This window comes from Radiobacillus sp. PE A8.2, from assembly GCF_045635475.1.
Lineage (GTDB): Bacteria > Bacillota > Bacilli > Bacillales > Amphibacillaceae > JBJGXI01.
Genome location: NZ_JBJGXI010000020.1, coordinates 33,014 through 50,798, shown reverse-complemented (window position 1 = coordinate 50,798; position 17,785 = coordinate 33,014). Strand labels below are relative to the sequence as shown.

At 37.5% G+C, this 17,785-nt stretch carries 14 protein-coding genes; 12 read left to right on the top strand and 2 right to left on the bottom strand.

Features of this window, described 5'->3' with window-relative positions:
* Nucleotides 1–29 precede the first annotated feature (29 nt).
* The 5 genes from ACI6MV_RS12095 to ACI6MV_RS12075 all read left to right on the top strand — a co-directional run bounded on the left by ACI6MV_RS12095 (nucleotide 30) and on the right by ACI6MV_RS12075 (nucleotide 7,584).
* The gene (locus ACI6MV_RS12095; RefSeq protein WP_407270561.1) at nucleotides 30–1,376 is read left to right on the top strand and encodes a 3' terminal RNA ribose 2'-O-methyltransferase Hen1; all 1,347 of its coding nucleotides are present in this window, start codon (nucleotides 30–32) and stop codon (nucleotides 1,374–1,376) included.
* A complete protein-coding gene (locus tag ACI6MV_RS12090) occupies nucleotides 1,373–3,964 on the top strand; it encodes a polynucleotide kinase-phosphatase (protein ID WP_407270560.1) in 2,592 nt (863 codons plus the stop codon). The genes ACI6MV_RS12095 and ACI6MV_RS12090 overlap by 4 nt, the downstream gene beginning before the upstream one ends.
* A 383-nt stretch (nucleotides 3,965–4,347) precedes the next feature.
* Nucleotides 4,348–5,340 (top strand): ABC transporter substrate-binding protein, encoded by a 993-nt coding sequence (locus ACI6MV_RS12085; RefSeq protein ID WP_407270559.1) that lies wholly within the window; start codon nucleotides 4,348–4,350, stop codon nucleotides 5,338–5,340.
* 145 nt (nucleotides 5,341–5,485) lie between these two features.
* Nucleotides 5,486–6,343, top strand: a complete 858-nt coding sequence (locus tag ACI6MV_RS12080; protein WP_407270558.1) for an ABC transporter permease — start codon at nucleotides 5,486–5,488, stop codon at nucleotides 6,341–6,343.
* A complete protein-coding gene (locus tag ACI6MV_RS12075) occupies nucleotides 6,343–7,584 on the top strand; it encodes a quaternary amine ABC transporter ATP-binding protein (RefSeq protein WP_407270557.1) in 1,242 nt (413 codons plus the stop codon). Before ACI6MV_RS12080 ends, ACI6MV_RS12075 begins: the two co-directional genes overlap by 1 nt.
* 108 nt (nucleotides 7,585–7,692) lie before the next feature.
* Here ACI6MV_RS12075 and ACI6MV_RS12070 read toward each other — a convergent pair whose 3' ends face one another.
* Nucleotides 7,693–8,247: a beta-class carbonic anhydrase gene (locus ACI6MV_RS12070; protein WP_407270556.1), complete on the bottom strand. Its 555-nt coding sequence runs from the start codon at nucleotides 8,245–8,247 to the stop codon at nucleotides 7,693–7,695.
* 1,164 nt (nucleotides 8,248–9,411) lie between these two features.
* Between ACI6MV_RS12070 and ACI6MV_RS12065 the strand changes: the two genes are divergently transcribed.
* The 4 genes from ACI6MV_RS12065 (at nucleotide 9,412) to ACI6MV_RS12050 (ending at nucleotide 15,029) form a co-directional block, all read left to right on the top strand.
* Nucleotides 9,412–11,160, top strand: coding sequence for an ABC transporter ATP-binding protein (locus tag ACI6MV_RS12065; RefSeq protein ID WP_407270555.1), 1,749 nt, complete (start codon nucleotides 9,412–9,414; stop codon nucleotides 11,158–11,160).
* Nucleotides 11,160–13,190 (top strand): ABC transporter ATP-binding protein, encoded by a 2,031-nt coding sequence (locus ACI6MV_RS12060; RefSeq protein ID WP_407270554.1) that lies wholly within the window; start codon nucleotides 11,160–11,162, stop codon nucleotides 13,188–13,190. The genes ACI6MV_RS12065 and ACI6MV_RS12060 overlap by 1 nt, the downstream gene beginning before the upstream one ends.
* Nucleotides 13,191–13,268: 78 nt before the next feature.
* The gene (locus ACI6MV_RS12055) at nucleotides 13,269–14,084 is read left to right on the top strand and encodes a S1C family serine protease (RefSeq protein WP_407270553.1); all 816 of its coding nucleotides are present in this window, start codon (nucleotides 13,269–13,271) and stop codon (nucleotides 14,082–14,084) included.
* A gap of 15 nt (nucleotides 14,085–14,099) precedes the next feature.
* Complete coding sequence (locus tag ACI6MV_RS12050) at nucleotides 14,100–15,029, top strand: Gfo/Idh/MocA family protein (protein ID WP_407270552.1); 930 nt, start codon at nucleotides 14,100–14,102, stop codon at nucleotides 15,027–15,029.
* 115 nt (nucleotides 15,030–15,144) lie between these two features.
* On the opposite strand, the gene ACI6MV_RS12045 is transcribed toward ACI6MV_RS12050, so the two are convergent.
* Entirely contained in the window at nucleotides 15,145–15,381 is a 237-nt protein-coding gene (locus tag ACI6MV_RS12045; protein WP_407270551.1) for a YhdB family protein, read from the bottom strand.
* Between the two features lie 231 nt (nucleotides 15,382–15,612).
* On the opposite strand from ACI6MV_RS12045, the gene ACI6MV_RS12040 reads away from it, so the two are divergent.
* The 3 genes from ACI6MV_RS12040 (at nucleotide 15,613) to ACI6MV_RS12030 (ending at nucleotide 17,782) form a co-directional block, all read left to right on the top strand.
* Nucleotides 15,613–16,413 (top strand): YhcN/YlaJ family sporulation lipoprotein, encoded by an 801-nt coding sequence (locus ACI6MV_RS12040; RefSeq protein ID WP_407270550.1) that lies wholly within the window; start codon nucleotides 15,613–15,615, stop codon nucleotides 16,411–16,413.
* A 238-nt stretch (nucleotides 16,414–16,651) separates the two neighbouring features.
* Complete coding sequence (locus ACI6MV_RS12035; RefSeq protein ID WP_407270549.1) at nucleotides 16,652–17,299, top strand: class I SAM-dependent DNA methyltransferase; 648 nt, start codon at nucleotides 16,652–16,654, stop codon at nucleotides 17,297–17,299.
* Nucleotides 17,300–17,314: 15 nt separating this feature from the next.
* On the top strand, nucleotides 17,315–17,782 hold the full coding sequence (locus ACI6MV_RS12030) for an S-ribosylhomocysteine lyase (RefSeq protein ID WP_407270548.1): 468 nt from the start codon (nucleotides 17,315–17,317) through the stop codon (nucleotides 17,780–17,782).
* Nucleotides 17,783–17,785: the final 3 nt, after the last annotated feature.

Genomic DNA, 17,785 nt, shown 5'->3' with positions numbered 1-17,785 from the left:
AAATATACTAAAAAGTAAGAGGTGATTGTATGCAGTTGACGATACATGCTACGGGAGAAAATGTACAAGTTCTTTCCTTTTTATTAGCCAAAAATCCAACTAATCTCTATGAACGAGAATCAAAGGGCCATCTAGTAAGAATGTTTTACAGTAAGTTCATGCCATCAGAAGTAGAGGCTACGATTTTCGTGACGCCAGATTCAATCGAACTAGTTAAAAATAACAACAATGCTTATGACATTACCCATTATATTAATGATCGCGAATTCGCCGTTAGTAGTATTTTTACCTCACTAATACGCTCAGCGCTTGCTACTGCGTTGAATGGTAATACAAAGGAAGAATATCAAGCATGGGTAAAGCATTGTTTTCCTTTCACATTTGGCTTTGGACCAGTTTCTACGGATCTTTCAGATGAACAGATTACTAACTTGTTTGAACCGCTTGGCTATGAAATTGATATTGAAAAGCGAGAGCTAGATTATGATTTTTCTTTAAAGACAACAAATCATGTTAGATACATAAACATTCACGGGACAACTACATTGCAAACAGGGCTGCGCCAACTATTTGTATTAATTCCAGTTTTGGATAACTATAAGCATTACTATATTGATGAAAAGGAAATCGATAAGCTTCAAAGGTATGGAGAAGGCTGGCTAGATCAACATCCATCGAAGGATATGATCATTCGACGTGCTCTTCGTTTTAAAGAACTATATAGCCAATTAGAGGACAAGGTGGAACAGCAAGAAACAACGCCAAAGGTACGTTTGAATGAGCTTCGTTATCAAAAGATAGCAGAAACTGTTCAGCAGTTAACTGATCGGAAAAGTATTGTAGATTTTGGATCAGGAGAAGGAAAGCTAGCATACAAGCTAGGCTTCGTATCAGGTGTGGAAGAGATTCTAGCTGTTGAGCCATCGGAGACTGCGACGACGAGAGCAATCGCACGGTTTGAACATGGTGAATCAGAGGTAGGTTTCGTTTCGCCAACACCGGTATGGGGATCGTTATATTATTTCGATCAACGTTTAGTGAATAAAGATGTAATCATTCTTTGTGAGGTAATCGAGCACATTGATGAATATAGATTGCCGAAGATTATCCAAACAATTTTGCAAAAGTATCAGCCGCGAGCTTTAATTATTACTACACCAAATAGTGAATATAACAACGTTTATGAACTCGACCAAGCATACCGGCACAGTGATCATCGATTTGAGTGGACAAGAAATCAGTTCCAAGCGTGTTGCACTGCTGCAACCGAACAGCACCCGTATCGCCTCCACTTTGATGGGATTGGTGAGGAGCACCCAAGTTTTGGTCAACCAACTCAAATGTGTACCTTTATTAGAGGGGAGGATCAGGTATGAGGCTACAACTACCTCACGCAGGCATTGTCTTACTAGTTGGACCTTCGAACAGTGGTAAAACGACTTTATTACGTACACTTGTCAAAGATAACAAAATTGAGGATTCAGAAATCGTTAGTTCTGATCAGTTTCGGCGCTTAGTGAGTAATGTTGATTTTATCGACTGGAGCGCGAGGCCAAAGGATGAGGCGGATCGTATTTTTGAAACGTATCAAATGATATCAAAAGAAGCCTTCGCTATGATGGATACGCTAATTGAGGCAAGATGCCGATTAAATAAATTAACCTTTATTGATGCTACACACCTGTATCCGGATGACCGCAAAAGATATGTGGCATTGGCGAACAAGCATAATCTACCAATCGTAGCACTAGTGCTAGACGTAGATGTAGATACATTAAAAGCAAGAGATGAATCTAGAGATGATTCAAGAGGGAAGAACCGGATTAAACAACAATATCAAGTGTTTAAAAGAGAAAAACGTTTTATAAAAAAAGAAGGCTACCGTTCGGTTTTCTTTATAAAGGATACGACGGATCTTAATCTTGTACGGCAAAACAATCCAGTTGAACAGGATATTGGAAGTGGCATCGATATTATTGGTGATATTCATGGCTGTTATGATGAGCTGATTCAGTTGTTAGAAACACTTGGTTATGAGCAAAATCAAGCGGGACTTTATGAGCATCCAGACGGTCGTACATTCGTTTCAATCGGCGATGTGATGAGTCGTGGACCACAATCATTGGACACGATGCTTTTCTTTTTACGGCATATGGAGCATAAATTGGCTTCAATGATTGACAGTAATCATGGTTGGAAAATAGCACGCTGGTTAGATGGAAGAAAGGTTACCTTGAGTCATGGCGACGAAAAAGTCGCAGAAGAATTTGCAGTTTATGAGCAAAAGCATGGTAAGAAGCAAACGGAAGCGATTAAAGAGAAAATAAAGGACATGCTTCTTGAAGCGCCATCTCATTATGTTTTTAAGAAAAATGGTGTCGATACATTAGTATGTGCGCATGCTGGAATTAAGGATGCGTTTATTGGGAAAACATCGTATCAGGTAAGTGATTTTTGTCGCTACGGGGACACGGACGGTACAGATGATAACGGTAAGCCGATTCGAAAAGACTGGACCACAGGTCATCAATCAAGCGCATTAATTGTATGGGGACATGATCCAAGACCACACCCACTTGAAATAAATAATACGATTAATATTGATCAAGGCGCTGTATTCGGTGGTAAGTTAACAGCACTTCGCTATCCAGAAAAAGCAATTGTTTCTGTAAATGCTAAAGAAAACTATTCGGGTACCGATGATCATCCGTTATCCGAATGGGAGCGCAAACGCTTGGACCCACCGAATATCGAAAAATATATTCATGGGTATGCTGTTGATACAAAAGCAATTGGCAATATTCGTGTACAAAAGGAATTTGTAAAAGCTGCAATTGATACAACGTCACACTTTACCGTTCCATTAGAGCAGCTCGTTTATATTCCACCGACGATGACACCAACACCACAAGCATCTGCATTGAATGATTACTTGGAGCATCCACAGGAGGCAATTGATTATTACCGGAGCCACGGTGTAGAAAAGATGGTCGCAGAGAAAAAACACATGGGTAGTAGAGCGGTATTGTTACTATTTAAAGATAGAGAAGCAGCAAAAAAATGGATTGGTTTTGATACATTAGGTGTGATTTACTCAAGAAAAGGCAGACGTTTTTTTGACGATCATATAGAAAGTCAAGTAATCGAAAAAATAAATAAAGATTTTGTAGCTAACGGTTATTTTGATAAATACGATACCGATTTTGTGCTCTTAGACACAGAAATCATGCCTTGGAACTTGAAAGCCCAGCAATTAATTAGCAGTCAATATGCACATGTTGCAGAAAATGCAAGCATGGACCGGAAGCAGTTAGTAGATAAATTAATGGCCGCATCTAGTAATAATGAGGAGCTAGCAACATGGCTTGCAGAGTATCAACAAAAGTTAGCACATGCCGAGGTATTTGAGAAGGTATTTCAAAAATACTGCTGGGATATCGAAGCAATCTCTGATATTCAAATTGCGCCATTTCATGTGCTTGCCCATAGCAAGCAAACATTTTTTCACGAAACACACGTATGGCATATGGAGAAAAATCGCGAATTTGCAAACATCTCGAATCTATTCGTGGAAACAGAATTTAAATGTATTGATGATCAAACTAGTGAAGCGGAAGTTATTCAGTGGTGGGAGAATATGACGCGTGAAGGACACGAAGGAATCGTTATTAAACCAGAATATTTTATAACAAGGAATAAAGGGAAGTTATTGCAACCAGCGATTAAAGTTCGGGGCAGGAAGTATTTAAATATCATCTATGGAATGGATTATTTACTACCCGAGAATCTAAGTAGGTTGAAAAGTAGACAAACTGGTAAAAAGCAAAAGCTCGCTTTAAAGGAATTTGCCCTTGGGGTTGAGGGAATACAACGGTTTGTTGAGCGTGAATCGTTAGACAGAATTCATGAATGTGTATTAGCTACAATTGCAATGGATGCAGAGCCAGTAGATCCAAGGCTTTAAAAATCATACTTCGAATCAATTTTGTTCACAATGATGATAGGTGCCCAAGAAGGTAACCTGTCATTTTTGTTTTCTGGATTTTTAAAAAGAAATGAAAAAGCACCTCTTATGTAAAGGAATCTAACGTTTTATGATGAATTATTAAGAATATCCGAGTGCAGAGAATATCGTAAACTATAGGAAAACGGAGTTAAACAAATTCCGCCGAAACAAAATGTACGTGTTCTAAGTTACATAAAAGAAATGCAATCGATCATGCTCATAGGTGAGCATGATCGATGTGTGTGGAATATTAATTGGAAAGAGTTCTATCTTTTCGAATAATTCCATAGAAAAAAGTCATATTAAGAGTACTTTCAACAAAAAGAAGAGGAGGCATTAACATGAAGAAACTGATTATTTTATTTTCTACTGTGTTACTAATTTTTTTAACAGCATGTGGTGGAGCTGACGAAACGGAAATTGAGACTATTACACTTGCAGACGCTGGTTGGGATAGTATTAGGTTCCATAATAGTATAGCGCAATTTATTATTGAAAATGGTTATGGCTATGATACAGAAGTGAAACCTGGTTCAACTGCTGCAACTATTCAAGGTCTACGTGAAGGTGATATTAATGTCTATATGGAAGTGTGGACAGATAATGTTAGAGAGGTTTATGAAGAAGCTACAGAGGCAGGCGATTTTGAAACAGTCTCAACAAACTTTAATGACAATACACAAGGGCTTTATGTTCCAGCTTATGTGATAGAGGGCGATGAAGAACGGGGTATTGAACCACTTGCTCCGGATTTAAGAACTGTAGAGGATTTAAAAAATTATCCTGAAGTTTTTGAAGACCCAGAAGATCCAGGAAAAGGTCGTTTAATTAATGCACCAAGTGGTTGGGCCGTTGCTGAGACAATTGATGAAAAGTTTGATTATTATGGTTTAGGTGAAACATTCAATAATTTTATGCCTGGTTCTGATGCTGCAATTGTTGCGTCACTAGCAGATGCATATAACGCTGGTGAAGGTTGGGTTGGTTATTACTGGTCTCCAACAGCGGCAACAGCTCAATATGATTTAAGATTATTAGAAGAACCAGCTTACGATGAAGCAACTTGGAATGAGACGAAGGGAACGAAATTTCCTCCGAATGATGTTGTAGTTGCAGTTTATAAGGATTTTCCAGAAAAAGCACCAGAAGTGTATGAATTCTTACAAAATTATGAGACAAGCAGTGCACTAACAGAAGAAGCTTTGATTTATATGCTTGAACAAGATGCAGATGCGGACGCTGCTGCAGTATGGTGGTTAAAACAGCACCAAGATATTTGGACAGAGTGGCTACCAGAAGATATAGTGGAAAAAGTTACCGAAGCATTAGAATAATTAACCAAAAAGTAGCTGGTTATGATGGTCAGCTACTTTTTTTGTTTCAAAAACTCATTAATAAGCTAAACACTATTGGGAAAACTACAGGTATGACAATAGAAAATGTGAGGTGAAATAAACTGATTTAACATCAGTTTCCGCTATGAATAATTTTCCAGAGATTAGAAGTGATTTAGGTGAATACGTATCGAACATTGTAGGTTTTTTAGATGAAACTTTAGAACCATTATTTGATTTTATCTTTTTTATATCTTCTCGTACTATTAATGGAATTGAGTGGTTTTTAAATTTTCTGCCTTGGTGGGTATTTATTATTTTAATCTTCCTGCTTGGCTGGTATTTCAAATCGGTTCTTTCGGGTATCATCTACGCAGCCTTTATATTTTTAGTAGGGACATTTGGGCTTTGGGAAGCATTGATGATGACAATTTCAATTGTGTTGTCTTCTGTGTTAATCTGTTTAATCATCGGTATTCCAATCGGAGTATGGATGGCATTTAGTAAAGGTTTTTCTGCGGTTATGAGGCCGATATTAGATGCAATGCAGACGATGCCAAGCTTTGTTTATTTAATTCCTGCAATTTTCTTTTTTGGATTAGGAAATGTTTCTGCTATATTTGCGACTTTAATTTATGCATTGCCACCAGTAATACGGCTAACGGAACTTGCACTTAGGGGAGTTGATCCTGAGGTAATAGAATCAGCACAATCCTTTGGTTCATCTAGATGGCAAATGTTAACAAAAGTACAATTACCTCAAGCTTTACCGACGATAATGGCTGGGGTTAACCAAACAACAATGATGGCATTGGCAATGGTAGTTATTGCTTCCATGGTAGGTGCACAAGGTTTAGGCGAGCAAGTATTAATATCAATTAATCGGATTGATATCGGTCTAGGCTTTGAAGCAGGTATCAGTATTGTATTTTTAGCCATCATTATTGATCGAGTAACAGGTGGAGTTGCCGATCGATTCCAGAAACATAGGAGGGCGAAATAATGGCTAATAAAATTAAAATAGATCATGTTTCCAAGATTTTTGGCTCGAAACCAAAGTCGATTATTCCGATGATTCAAGATGGCATGTCGAAAGAAGATATATTAGCTGAAACAGGACATACAGTTGGTGTGTATAATGCTTCGATGGAAATAAAAGAGGGCGAAATTTTTGTGATTATGGGTCTGTCGGGAAGTGGGAAATCAACTTTAATTCGTTGCTTTAACTTGCTTAACAAGCCGACCGGTGGAGCAATTTATGTTGATGATGAAAACATTGTAGAATACAATTCAAGTCAATTGAAAAAATTCAGACAAGATAAAATAGCAATGGTGTTTCAACATTTTGGCTTGTTTAATCACCGTACTGTGCTAGAAAATGTAGTGTATGGATTAGAAATAAAAAACGTTCCAACAGAAGAGCGGCAGAAGATTGCTCAAAACAATATTGAAATAGTAGGTTTAAAGGGCTATGAGGACAAATATCCAGAGGAGCTGTCTGGTGGTATGCAGCAGAGGGTTGGACTTGCACGGGCTTTAGCTAATGATCCAGATATTTTATTGATGGATGAACCGTTTAGTGCTTTGGATCCATTAATTCGTAGAGACATGCAACTAGAGCTTTTAGACATACAAGAACGATTGAAAAAGACGATTATTTTCATTACACACGATGTTAATGAAGCATTTAAACTAGGCGACCGTGTAGCCGTGATGAAGGATGGAAAAGTGGTCCAAGTAGGTACGCCAGAGGAAATTATCGATGCACCAGCAAATGACTATATTTCTGAATTCATAAAGGATATTGATCGTTCAAAAATTCTTCAAGCTGATCATGTTATGATTAAGCCAAATGCGCTTGTTTCAATGAAGGACGGTTTGAACGTGGCTATAAAGGAAATGCAAGAAAATGGCGTGTCTAGTGTGTTTGTTGTAGATCGGAGCAGACACCTGAAAGGAATTGTGACAATTGACGCAGCGATCGATGGTCTTAAACAAAAGAAATCATTAGAGGACGTACTTGATACCCAGGTGACAACGGTCAATAAAGAGGAGTACGTTAGTGATTTAATTCCAAAGGCATTAGAATCAAAATTTCCTTTAGCAGTTATTAGTGCAGAAAACAAACTAGAAGGTCTTATTCTTCGTGTCCACGTGCTTGCTGGGTTAGCGGCCGATGATATCGAAGGAAGTAAAGAATATCACGGCTTTTACCAAGCCAAAGAAACAGAAGATACACTGTAATGTTAAGAAAACCTTGTCTCAATGGGGCAAGGTTTTCTTGTGTAACTATATTAGCCTGGAATCCTCAAGTGGTGCCTTACCGACTATTCAGCACCTTGTCCGTTTGATCTAATAACCATTCTTAACTAAATCTAACTTCCCGGTAGCGGGATCAATGACGAGTCCGTGAACAGGGACATCATTTGGTAACAGGGGATGGGTTCGGATGACGTCTACACTATTTTCAACAGATTCTTCGACTGAAGAAAAGCCAGATAGCCATTGATCCAAATCAATACCGTCCTTTTCTATCTCCTGCAACGCAGTTTCCCGTACACCTCGAGAATCCATTTGCTCCACGATCTTTTCTTTGCTGAAATTATGCATTCCGCAACTTCGGTGTCCGATTACAAGTATTTCATCAGCCTTTAAGGCATAAACAGCAACGAGCAAGCTTTTCATAATACTGTCATAGTGATCATTAAGTATCGCACCTGCGTTTTTTACTATTTTAGTGTCACCGTTTTTTAAGTTTAATGCTTTTGGAAGTAACTCTAATAACCTAGAGTCCATACACGTGAAGATGACCATGCGTTTGTTTGGAAATACATCAGTTTCATAAGGTAGATATTGTTTTTCTTCTACAAAATTCTGGTTAAAGGTTAAAATATCATCTAGCAACATATTACACCAAGTCTCCTTTGTTATGTAGTTTAGTCAATTTCATAATATTGATTTTTAACCATCTTCATCCATATATAGTTGGATTAAACCATCTCCGAACTATATATGGATGAAGATGGCTGTATAAGGTAATTATGAAATTGACTCAGTTATATAGGGTTATGAAGTTGTTGTTATAATCATATAGGTAGATGGATGTATTTTCAACTGATAATCACTTTTACAGTTTATAGTTAAATTTTGTTAAAATGGTAAAAATATTGTTGACTTACCATGTTAAGAAATAATATAATAAGAAAGCACAAATAAGAGAGGAGGTCACGAAAATGAAAAAACTAATGATTGTTAAAGCGAAAAACATCAGAACTTCATATTTACATGTGACCTCCTTACGCTCGGATTATAATTTGTAACTAAACATTGGGGATATTCCCCATTTTAGTGCACTTATTTTATTTCAGTTATGAACAAGGTCACGCTTATTGTCCGTGGCCTTTTTATTATGCGAAAACGCATGCGTCCGGGGACGCATGCGTTTTTTTTATTTTTATTTATGAAAACAAGGGAGTAAAGCTCTTAGTTTTTATAATATATATTTTCAAAATAAGAAGGGAGTTTCTTTAATGTTAATTGTAAGAGCAAAAGTTCAGGGTGTTGTAAGTGAAAGGGATGAAGGCGGATAGTAACAGAATTAAATAGAGAAACAGGTGATAAGCATGCTACAGGTGATATTTAACTGGAATAAACTTAGGCGAGTTTGCCTTAACCGATATTCATTTTTTTGTATTGTTAAATTTAAAGAAAATAGAAGTTTTCCAGTTATCGACAAATTTGTTTTTGTAATTTCAAGAAACTAAAAAAAAGGCTAATTATGAAAGGAAGAGGATAATGTTACAAAAAATCAGAAAAGAAGCACTAATAGAAGAATGGAAAGAAAGCGGATAGTGATAGAGGTGGATTCAAAAAGTTCCCATTTCGATCACGATGATTACTCAAGTAGCAAATTGACATCGAATAATGGATTCAGCAGAAAAATCTGGTCCTCCCGTAGGTTTTGTCTACGCTCCGGTCCTATTTTTCTAGCCTCATCCAATCTTCTCGTTGCTAAAAATGGAACTTTATTGAACACGTATTTATAGAAAAAAAGATTGAAGGTGCGCTCACATGTTTATGGTGTTTAAAAAAATAAGTTGGTTTTTTAAAAAATATTGGAAAAGGTATACGTTTGCTATTGTTGCTTTAATCGTTGCAAGTTTCATCGATATCATCCCACCGAAATTGGTGGGACTTGCGATCGATGAAATCCAATACCAAACATTAACGACAGAAAGAATATTGCAGCTATTAGGAATCTATGCTTGCATTATTATTTCAAGTTATACCATCTCTTTTCTGTGGGATTATACGTTATTTAGTGGTTCCGCTATTATGGAAAAAACGATGCGTTCTAATTTAATGAATCACTTCTTGAAAATGTCACCGACATTTTATAACCGGTATCGTACTGGAGACTTGATGGCCAAAGCAACGAATGATTTAAAAGCAATCGCGATGACTACAGGCTTTGGAATTTTAACTTTAGTTGATTCAAGTATCTTTATGTTTATCATCATTGCAGTAATGGGTTTTACAATTAGCTGGAAGCTTACCATTGCAGCTTTAATTCCACTGCCGATTATGGCAGTGGTAATGCATAAATACGGAAATATTATACACGAACGTTTTATGCGAGCGCAGGCAGCATTTAGTGATATGAATAATGATGTGCTCGAATCGATTCGAGGTGTCCGTGTGATCCGCGCGTTCGTTCAGGAAAAACAGGATGAAAGACGTTTTCAAAACATGACTGAAGACGTTTATCAAAAGAACCTTTCTGTTGCCAAGGTTGATGCAATGTTTGAGCCGACGATGAAGGTGTTAGTCGGAATCTCGTATACGATTGGACTAGGTTACGGAGCTTTCTTTGTATTTAACAACACAATTACACTTGGAGAACTCGTCTCTTTCAACGTGTACTTAGGTATGTTAATTTGGCCGATGTTTGCTGTTGGAGAATTGATTAATGTTATGCAGCGAGGCAATGCATCCTTAGATCGGGTTTATGAAACATTAAACTACCCCGCCGACGTAACAGATCCAAATCAGGCAGTAGCATTATCCAAACCGGGTGATATTGTTTTTGACAATGTTAGTTTTAGTTATCCAGACACAGAGGTAAAACAACTTAAGCAGGTTCAGCTAACGGTTGCCAGAGGACAAACGATAGGTATTGTTGGCAAAACAGGTGCAGGGAAAACCACGCTTGTGAAGCAACTGTTGCGGGAGTATCCGGGGATCGAGGGGAATCTTACTATTTCGGGTGTCCCAATCCAAGATTTACGTATGGATGATACTCGTTCATGGATTGGTTATGTACCACAAGAGCAAATCCTATTCTCTAAAACGGTTAGAGAGAATATACAATTTGGAAAAAGTGATGCAACTGATAAAGAGATTTATCGCGTTATGGATTTGGCACATTTTTTAGATGACATGAAGCACTTACCAAAGGGTCTTGATACCATGGTCGGTGAGAGTGGTGTAACATTATCCGGTGGACAAAAGCAACGTGTAGCGCTTGCTCGTGCGTTTATTAAAAATCCGGATATCTTAATATTAGATGATGCATTGTCCGCTGTAGATGGAAAAACAGAATCTAATATCATTGCACATTTAAAAAAGGAACGACAAGAGAAAACAACCTTTATTATTGCCCATCGTATTTCTGGAATACAGCACGCCGATCAAATTATTGTGCTTGAAGAAGGCTGTATTGTAGAAATTGGTAACCATGAAAAGCTCATGGAACAGAACGGTTGGTATGCTAGCCAGTATAAGTTACAACAGCTTAAAGAACAGGAGGTGTTCTCCTGATGAAGGCAACGACAGAAAAAAGATTGTTTCAATATGCTCTCCATTATAAGAAAACAATAATTTTAGGCTTAATTTGTTTAGTAATTGCAGTTAGTCTTGAATTGATGGGTCCATTAATAGCGAAGCGGATTATTGATAATCACTTAACAGGCATAGAAGCAATCTGGTACGAGGTTGAACAAGATCAGGGAAATTCAGCACGCTTTAAGGGCGATTATTATATCAGAGCTGATCGAGCAGATCGTGAGCAACAATCATCTTTACCCGCTTCATCAATTGTTCAGGTAGAGCGTGATTATTATTGGGTAAAAGAAGAGGTTCCATTCCAAGGAACTCGCCAAATAGACAACGGAATCTTAACAATAAAGCTACCAAACGAAACGATACAAGTAGTCGCTGAAAAAATAACACTAGCTGAATTGCAAGGGTTTTTCCGACCAGAGCAACGTCCAATATTTTGGTTGATTGCACTTTATATTTCGTTACTTCTTGTTGCGTCCGTTTTCCAATTTGGAAAGACATTTTTACTTCAAAAAGCGTCCAATCGAATTGTGCAGAAAATGCGAAATGATGTGTTTGAGCATACCCAAAAGGTGCCGATTAACTATTATGTCAATCGCCCGGCTGGAAAAATAGTTGCAAGAATAACAAATGATACAGAGGCAATACGTGATTTATATGAGCGAGTCTTGTCCGTGTTTGTAACTAGCGTAATATATATGGCTGGGATTTATGTTGCTTTATTATTCTTAGATGCTCGACTCGCATTGATTTGTTTTATTATATTGCCGATCATTTATTTATGGATGAAGGTTTATAAACATTTTGGAACAAAGTATAATAAAGTTATTCGTTCTACAGTTAGCGAAATTAATGGCAAGATCAATGAATCAATACGTGGGATGTCGATTATTCAAGCATTTCGCAAAGAACGCTATATTAGCGATGAGTTTGAGGAGTTAAATCAGCGACAATTTGTGTATCATAAAAAACTTGTTCGTTTGAGTGCCTTAACTTCACACAATTTAGTTACTGTATTAAGGAACCTAGCATTCGTTACATTTATTTGGTATTTCGGATCATCTTCTATAGGGTTGGAAGGCGTTGTCACGGTAGGGGTACTTTATGCGTTTGTTGATTACCTAACACGGTTATTTAATCCTGTTAACGATATTGTTAATCAGTTACCATTGCTAGAGCAGGCACGAGTCGCATCTAGTAGAGTATTTGAGTTAATTGATCATGAAGGAGAACAAGTAGACCACACTGCTGTGGATCGTTACAAAGGACATGTGAAGTTTAATAATGTATCTTTTGCGTATGATGCGAAGGAGTACGTTTTACAGGATATTCAATTAGATATCCCTGCTGGACAAACGGCTGCCTTTGTAGGTCACACCGGGTCAGGTAAAAGCTCGATTATGAATTTGTTATTTCGTTTCTATGATCCGCAACAAGGTACGATCACGATAGATGAAACAGATATTAGCCAACTTTCCAGACAGCAGGTGAGACAGCATATGGGGATTGTGCTGCAAGATCCATTCTTATTTACAGGCACGATCTTATCCAATGTGACTATGAATGATACGGATATTTCCCGGGAAATTGCAATAAAAGCATTGGAGACTGTTGGAGCTGATCGGTTTATTAGTAAGCTGCCAATGGGCTATGATGAACCTGTTAATGAAGGAGCTACCACATTATCAATGGGAGAAAGGCAATTGATTTCGTTTGCACGTGCGCTTGCGTTTGACCCTTCTATCCTTATTCTTGATGAAGCAACGGCAAATATTGATACAGAAACAGAAAGTATGATTCAAGCTGCATTAGAAGTACTAAAAAGAGGCAGAACTACGTTAGTTATTGCCCACCGTTTATCAACGATTCAACAAGCGGATCAAATCTTTGTGCTTGATCATGGTACAATAAAAGAACACGGAGATCATGAACAATTATTACAAGCAAAAGGACTTTATTATCATATGTACGAGATGCAACAAGGAAAGTTAAATCAATCAGCAATGTAAAATAATACATAAGCCACTAGCACTAGCAAGTGGCTTATGTATTACAAATTAACGATCCGTTAAACTTGAGGTGAACGAATGGTTAAGGAAGATGACAAGCATCGTGATATTATCGATGATGACTTATATGAGGAAATTGATGACGAGGAACTTTTACAGCTCATAGAAGAAGAACGAAAAAAATCGCTGCTTAAACAACAAGAACCTTCAAAGCCGAAGCGTCCTTTTCCGAAATGGGCATTTTGGTTAATTGCAATTGCGATGTTTATTCAAGTATTTGCAATCATCCCACAAACATTTTCAATTCCAGCTATTGATTTTTTAATTACATCTGCTAAATTATCAACCAATGATACAGTTAGTAAATACAAGGAGGCAGTTGTTGTCATCGAGGCCGGTAATAGTAAAGGTACAGGTTTTGCGATATCAGCAGACGGTACCATCATTACGAACCATCACGTGATCGAGGATGAAACGACGATTTTGGCTGCTTTTCCTGAACAAGGTTTATTTGATGCAGAGATCGTAGCAAGCTATCCCGAAATTGATTTAGCAGTTTTACAAGTAGAAGGTGAAGATTTACCTCATCTAAACTTAGCTGAGGAAACAACTTTTACAGCTAACGAGCACTTTTACTTTATAGGTAATCCGTTAAGATTCCAGGGCATCGCAAATGAAGGAGAAATCATTGGATATACGCAACTTGATAGTTGGGATGAGCCAGTACTGATGTTGCGTGCACCCGTATACCGTGGCAATAGTGGTAGCCCGGTTATAAATAGTGAAGGTAACGTGATAGGGGTTGTGTTTGCTACTCAGAATAATGAAGAAGAAGGAAAGGTAGGTCTTGCTGTTCCAATTGATTATTTATATGAAAAACAAAATAGCGACTAAAAAGGGGGAAATTATATGCAGAGTAAGATCCGGATTGGGTTAGTGGGTCTTGGAGGAATTGCACAAAAGGCTTACCTTCCAATTTTGACGAAAGAACTTGATTGGGTATTCGTAGGGGCATTCACTCCGAACAAAGAAAAACGCGAGCGAATTTGCCAACAATATCGAATTAATAGCTTTGATAGTTTAACGTCACTGCAAGAAGCCTGTGACGCTATATTTGTTCACAGCTCGACAGAGTCACATTTCGAAGTTGTTTCCTTTTTGTTAAGTAATGGTGTTGATGTATATGTAGACAAGCCTTTAGCAGCAAATGGGATCGATGCCGAGCAATTAGTCGAGATTAGCGAAAAAAATAACCGCAAACTAATGGTTGGGTTTAATCGTCGTTTTGCACCTATGTATCTTAAAGCCAAAGCGTTAGCAGGTACATTTGATGTCGTACATATGGAAAAACACCGTCCAAATGACGTTGGACCAAATGATTATAGCTTTACGATGCTTGATGATTATTTGCATGTTGTAGACACATTACGTTGGCTTGGCAATGGTGATATCAAACTAACTGATCAATTTAATAAAATTAATAGTTATAATCAACTCTTGTTCACGCATCATAGCTTTCAAAAAGCGGGCCAATTTTTTACTTCATCGATGCATCGTCAAGCGGGTTCAAGTTTAGAACAATTGGAATTAATAACAAACGATAAGATTGTACGTGTACGCAATATGAATACTTTAGAAGTGGAAAGTAACCAACAAATCACAACGGAAACACCGGGATCGTGGGAAACAATCTTAGAGACAAGAGGTTTTAAGGACTGTATTCATCACTTTATCGGCGCGGTAGTAAACGACAAGCGACCTGAAATCGATGGCCAAGAAGCGTTGAAATCACAGTTGTTAGTGGAAGCATTAATTAGTAACATCGATAGGAACAAATAAGAAGTGAAAAATGCTTACAGAAGATGATTGCAGAGTTTTTCAATCAGAACCAGAATCGAGAATATTTACCTAACAAAGCTGACTCTCACCCTAGAGAGTCAGCTGATTTTATGCCTTATACTTCCATAATAGCAATAGGTGTATGTCCCATGGCGTGATCAATATAGTGAAGTAATTCCTCATGCCTTGTCATTACATTTTGCTCATTGGATGTGTAATGGAATGCATGTAAAAATCCTTCAATCTTCTTTGATAATAGGTCGTCATTTGTTCTTACCATAAGGACAAGCAAATCATCCCATTGACCCCAAAGTGTAAAATATAAAGCTTTATCATAATCCGGGATATACATTTAAGAGCCCCTCTTTCTTTTAAAGGGTTAAAATTAGTATGAGCAGAATAAGTTGTTCCATGTTGATACATTATTGGTGTTGTTTCCAAAACTTTACGTGGTCTATGGATTTACAGTGTATGGGACAGAATTAACTTATGTTCCAATGTTTGTTCTAAAGGTATTTAGAATAATTTCTCGGTCAATACCCAAACTAATCATGTACCTTTGATAAAGGAGGGCTTTATGCCGATGAATTGGAAAGCAATGGGGTTAACAGTCGTAGCATCTGTAACACTTACTGCATGTGCCAATGGTATGAACGAAGAAGCAAATCAAGGGTTAGATAATGGAGTGGAACAAACAAGGTTTAATAGCACTACCGATTATCCGTCATATACGGGTGCAAAGAACCAGTATCCATATGGAGATACAACTAACGTTCGATATGGTGCGGATGATAATGCACATTTGGGTGAAAATACGAGAAACAATCGTTATCAGAATGGATCCAATGCACGATTAGATAACAACAACACTGCCGATAATATTCGCTTCGGTAGCAATATCGATACGTATCGAGATGATGACAATGCGAAAAATACGCGTTACCCAAATAATAATGATGATATAAACGTGCAAGAAATCAACAACAGAACGAATCAAACGGACACTAAAAATCCAAATAATAATGCTCGTTTAAACACGAACAAAAATATGGATGAGTACCAAGTATCTGATCAAGCTGCTGATCGAATAACAAGTGAAATCAAACAAGTAGATAGTGCATATGTATTAACAACGAATAATAATGCCTATGTAGCAGCTGAAATAAATGGTAATGGTGAAGTAAGTGACCGAATCGAGCAACAAATTACGCAGATTGTGAAATCTATTGACAACAATATCGACAACGTTTATGTTTCGACTAATCCAGATTTTGTTGATTTATCAAACAACTACGTGAATGATTTTGATAATGGAAGACCAGTCGAAGGTTTCTTTGATCAGTTTGGTGAGATGGTTGACCGAATCTTTCCAGATGTTCAATAACTAAGATAGCGGGGGCAAATAGCCCTCGCTTTTTTATTGCCAGGAAATTATAAAAGCCACGGCCAGCGACTAGCGAGACTTCCCTCACCTCCGTACGTCGCTAACCGGCGCTCTGCGATTTCGTTCCATGCCAAGAATTTAATTTCTTGATGACGCCCATTTTGTATGCTATATTATTACCATTAATCCCGATAAAACATAGTGTATTAATAGGAATTAAATTCAAAACATATGGGAGATGAATCAATTGGGTCGAGAATTCGTTGATTTGTTTGATAAATGGGCAACATCATATGATAAAACGGTAGCTGGGCATGATCCACAGTACCGAGCTGTTTTTGAAAATTATGATCAAATATTATCAGAGGTCGTGTATCATGCAGAGGGAAATGTCTTAGAATTTGGTGTTGGAACAGGTAATTTATCTAAAAAATTATTAGATGCTGGACACTTTGTTGTCGGTGTAGAACCGTCTGAAGCTATGCGACACGCTACTAATATAAAATTTCCGGATATAACCGTCCATGATGGTGATTTTCTAACCTATCCAACACCTGAAATACCGATCTTTACTATTGTAAGTAGCTATGCTTTTCATCACTTAACAAACGATGAAAAAGATAAAGCGATCGCAGGATTTTATCAATTGCTACCTGAGAATGGTAAGGTCGTCTTTGCAGATACTTTATATGAGAATGAAGAAACGAAGCAGAACTTGTGGAAACAGGCAGAGGAAAATGGTCATATGAATTTGCTTCATGATCTGCAAACGGAATATTATCCATTTCGTTCTGAATTACAAAAGATATTTGAAAACAATGGTTTTTATGTTACCTTTAAGCAAATGAACGACTTTGCATGGTTAATCGTAGCAGAAAAACAATAAAGGGAGATGGATGTTTTGGTAAAAAAAATGAACGTAGAAAGCTTTAATCTAGATCATACGAAAGTTAGTGCACCATACGTGCGATTGGTAGGAGTTACTACTGGTCAACATAACGATAAAGTATATAAATATGATATTCGTTTTTGCCAACCAAATAAGGATCATATGGAGATGGCTGGATTACATTCGATTGAGCATTTAATGGCTGAGAATATTCGTAACCATATGAGTAATGTACTGGATATTAGTCCGATGGGTTGTCAAACCGGCTTTTACTTGTCTGTATTGAATAATGATCAATTTGAAGATGTAACTGCGGCGTTAGAAAAAACTTTAAACGATGTACTTGAAGCAACTGAGGTTCCAGCATGTAACGAAGTACAGTGCGGATGGGCGGCAAACCACAGCCTAGAAGGTGCGAAAGAGATCGCAGCTAACATGCTTGATGGAAAAGACGAATGGCACATTGTGTTTGCTGAATAGAGG

What these genes read in the sequence shown, in the direction of transcription:
- ACI6MV_RS12095 (WP_407270561.1), top strand. Translation starts at nt 30, where the DNA reads ATGCAGTTGACGATACATGCTACGGGAGAAAATGTACAAGTTCTTTCC.
- ACI6MV_RS12090 (WP_407270560.1), top strand. Translation starts at nt 1,373, where the DNA reads ATGAGGCTACAACTACCTCACGCAGGCATTGTCTTACTAGTTGGACCT.
- ACI6MV_RS12085 (WP_407270559.1), top strand. Translation starts at nt 4,348, where the DNA reads ATGAAGAAACTGATTATTTTATTTTCTACTGTGTTACTAATTTTTTTA.
- ACI6MV_RS12080 (WP_407270558.1), top strand. Translation starts at nt 5,486, where the DNA reads ATGAATAATTTTCCAGAGATTAGAAGTGATTTAGGTGAATACGTATCG.
- ACI6MV_RS12075 (WP_407270557.1), top strand. Translation starts at nt 6,343, where the DNA reads ATGGCTAATAAAATTAAAATAGATCATGTTTCCAAGATTTTTGGCTCG.
- ACI6MV_RS12070 (WP_407270556.1), bottom strand. Translation starts at nt 8,247, where the DNA reads ATGTTGCTAGATGATATTTTAACCTTTAACCAGAATTTTGTAGAAGAA.
- ACI6MV_RS12065 (WP_407270555.1), top strand. Translation starts at nt 9,412, where the DNA reads ATGTTTATGGTGTTTAAAAAAATAAGTTGGTTTTTTAAAAAATATTGG.
- ACI6MV_RS12060 (WP_407270554.1), top strand. Translation starts at nt 11,160, where the DNA reads ATGAAGGCAACGACAGAAAAAAGATTGTTTCAATATGCTCTCCATTAT.
- ACI6MV_RS12055 (WP_407270553.1), top strand. Translation starts at nt 13,269, where the DNA reads ATGGTTAAGGAAGATGACAAGCATCGTGATATTATCGATGATGACTTA.
- ACI6MV_RS12050 (WP_407270552.1), top strand. Translation starts at nt 14,100, where the DNA reads ATGCAGAGTAAGATCCGGATTGGGTTAGTGGGTCTTGGAGGAATTGCA.
- ACI6MV_RS12045 (WP_407270551.1), bottom strand. Translation starts at nt 15,381, where the DNA reads ATGTATATCCCGGATTATGATAAAGCTTTATATTTTACACTTTGGGGT.
- ACI6MV_RS12040 (WP_407270550.1), top strand. Translation starts at nt 15,613, where the DNA reads ATGAATTGGAAAGCAATGGGGTTAACAGTCGTAGCATCTGTAACACTT.
- ACI6MV_RS12035 (WP_407270549.1), top strand. Translation starts at nt 16,652, where the DNA reads ATGAATCAATTGGGTCGAGAATTCGTTGATTTGTTTGATAAATGGGCA.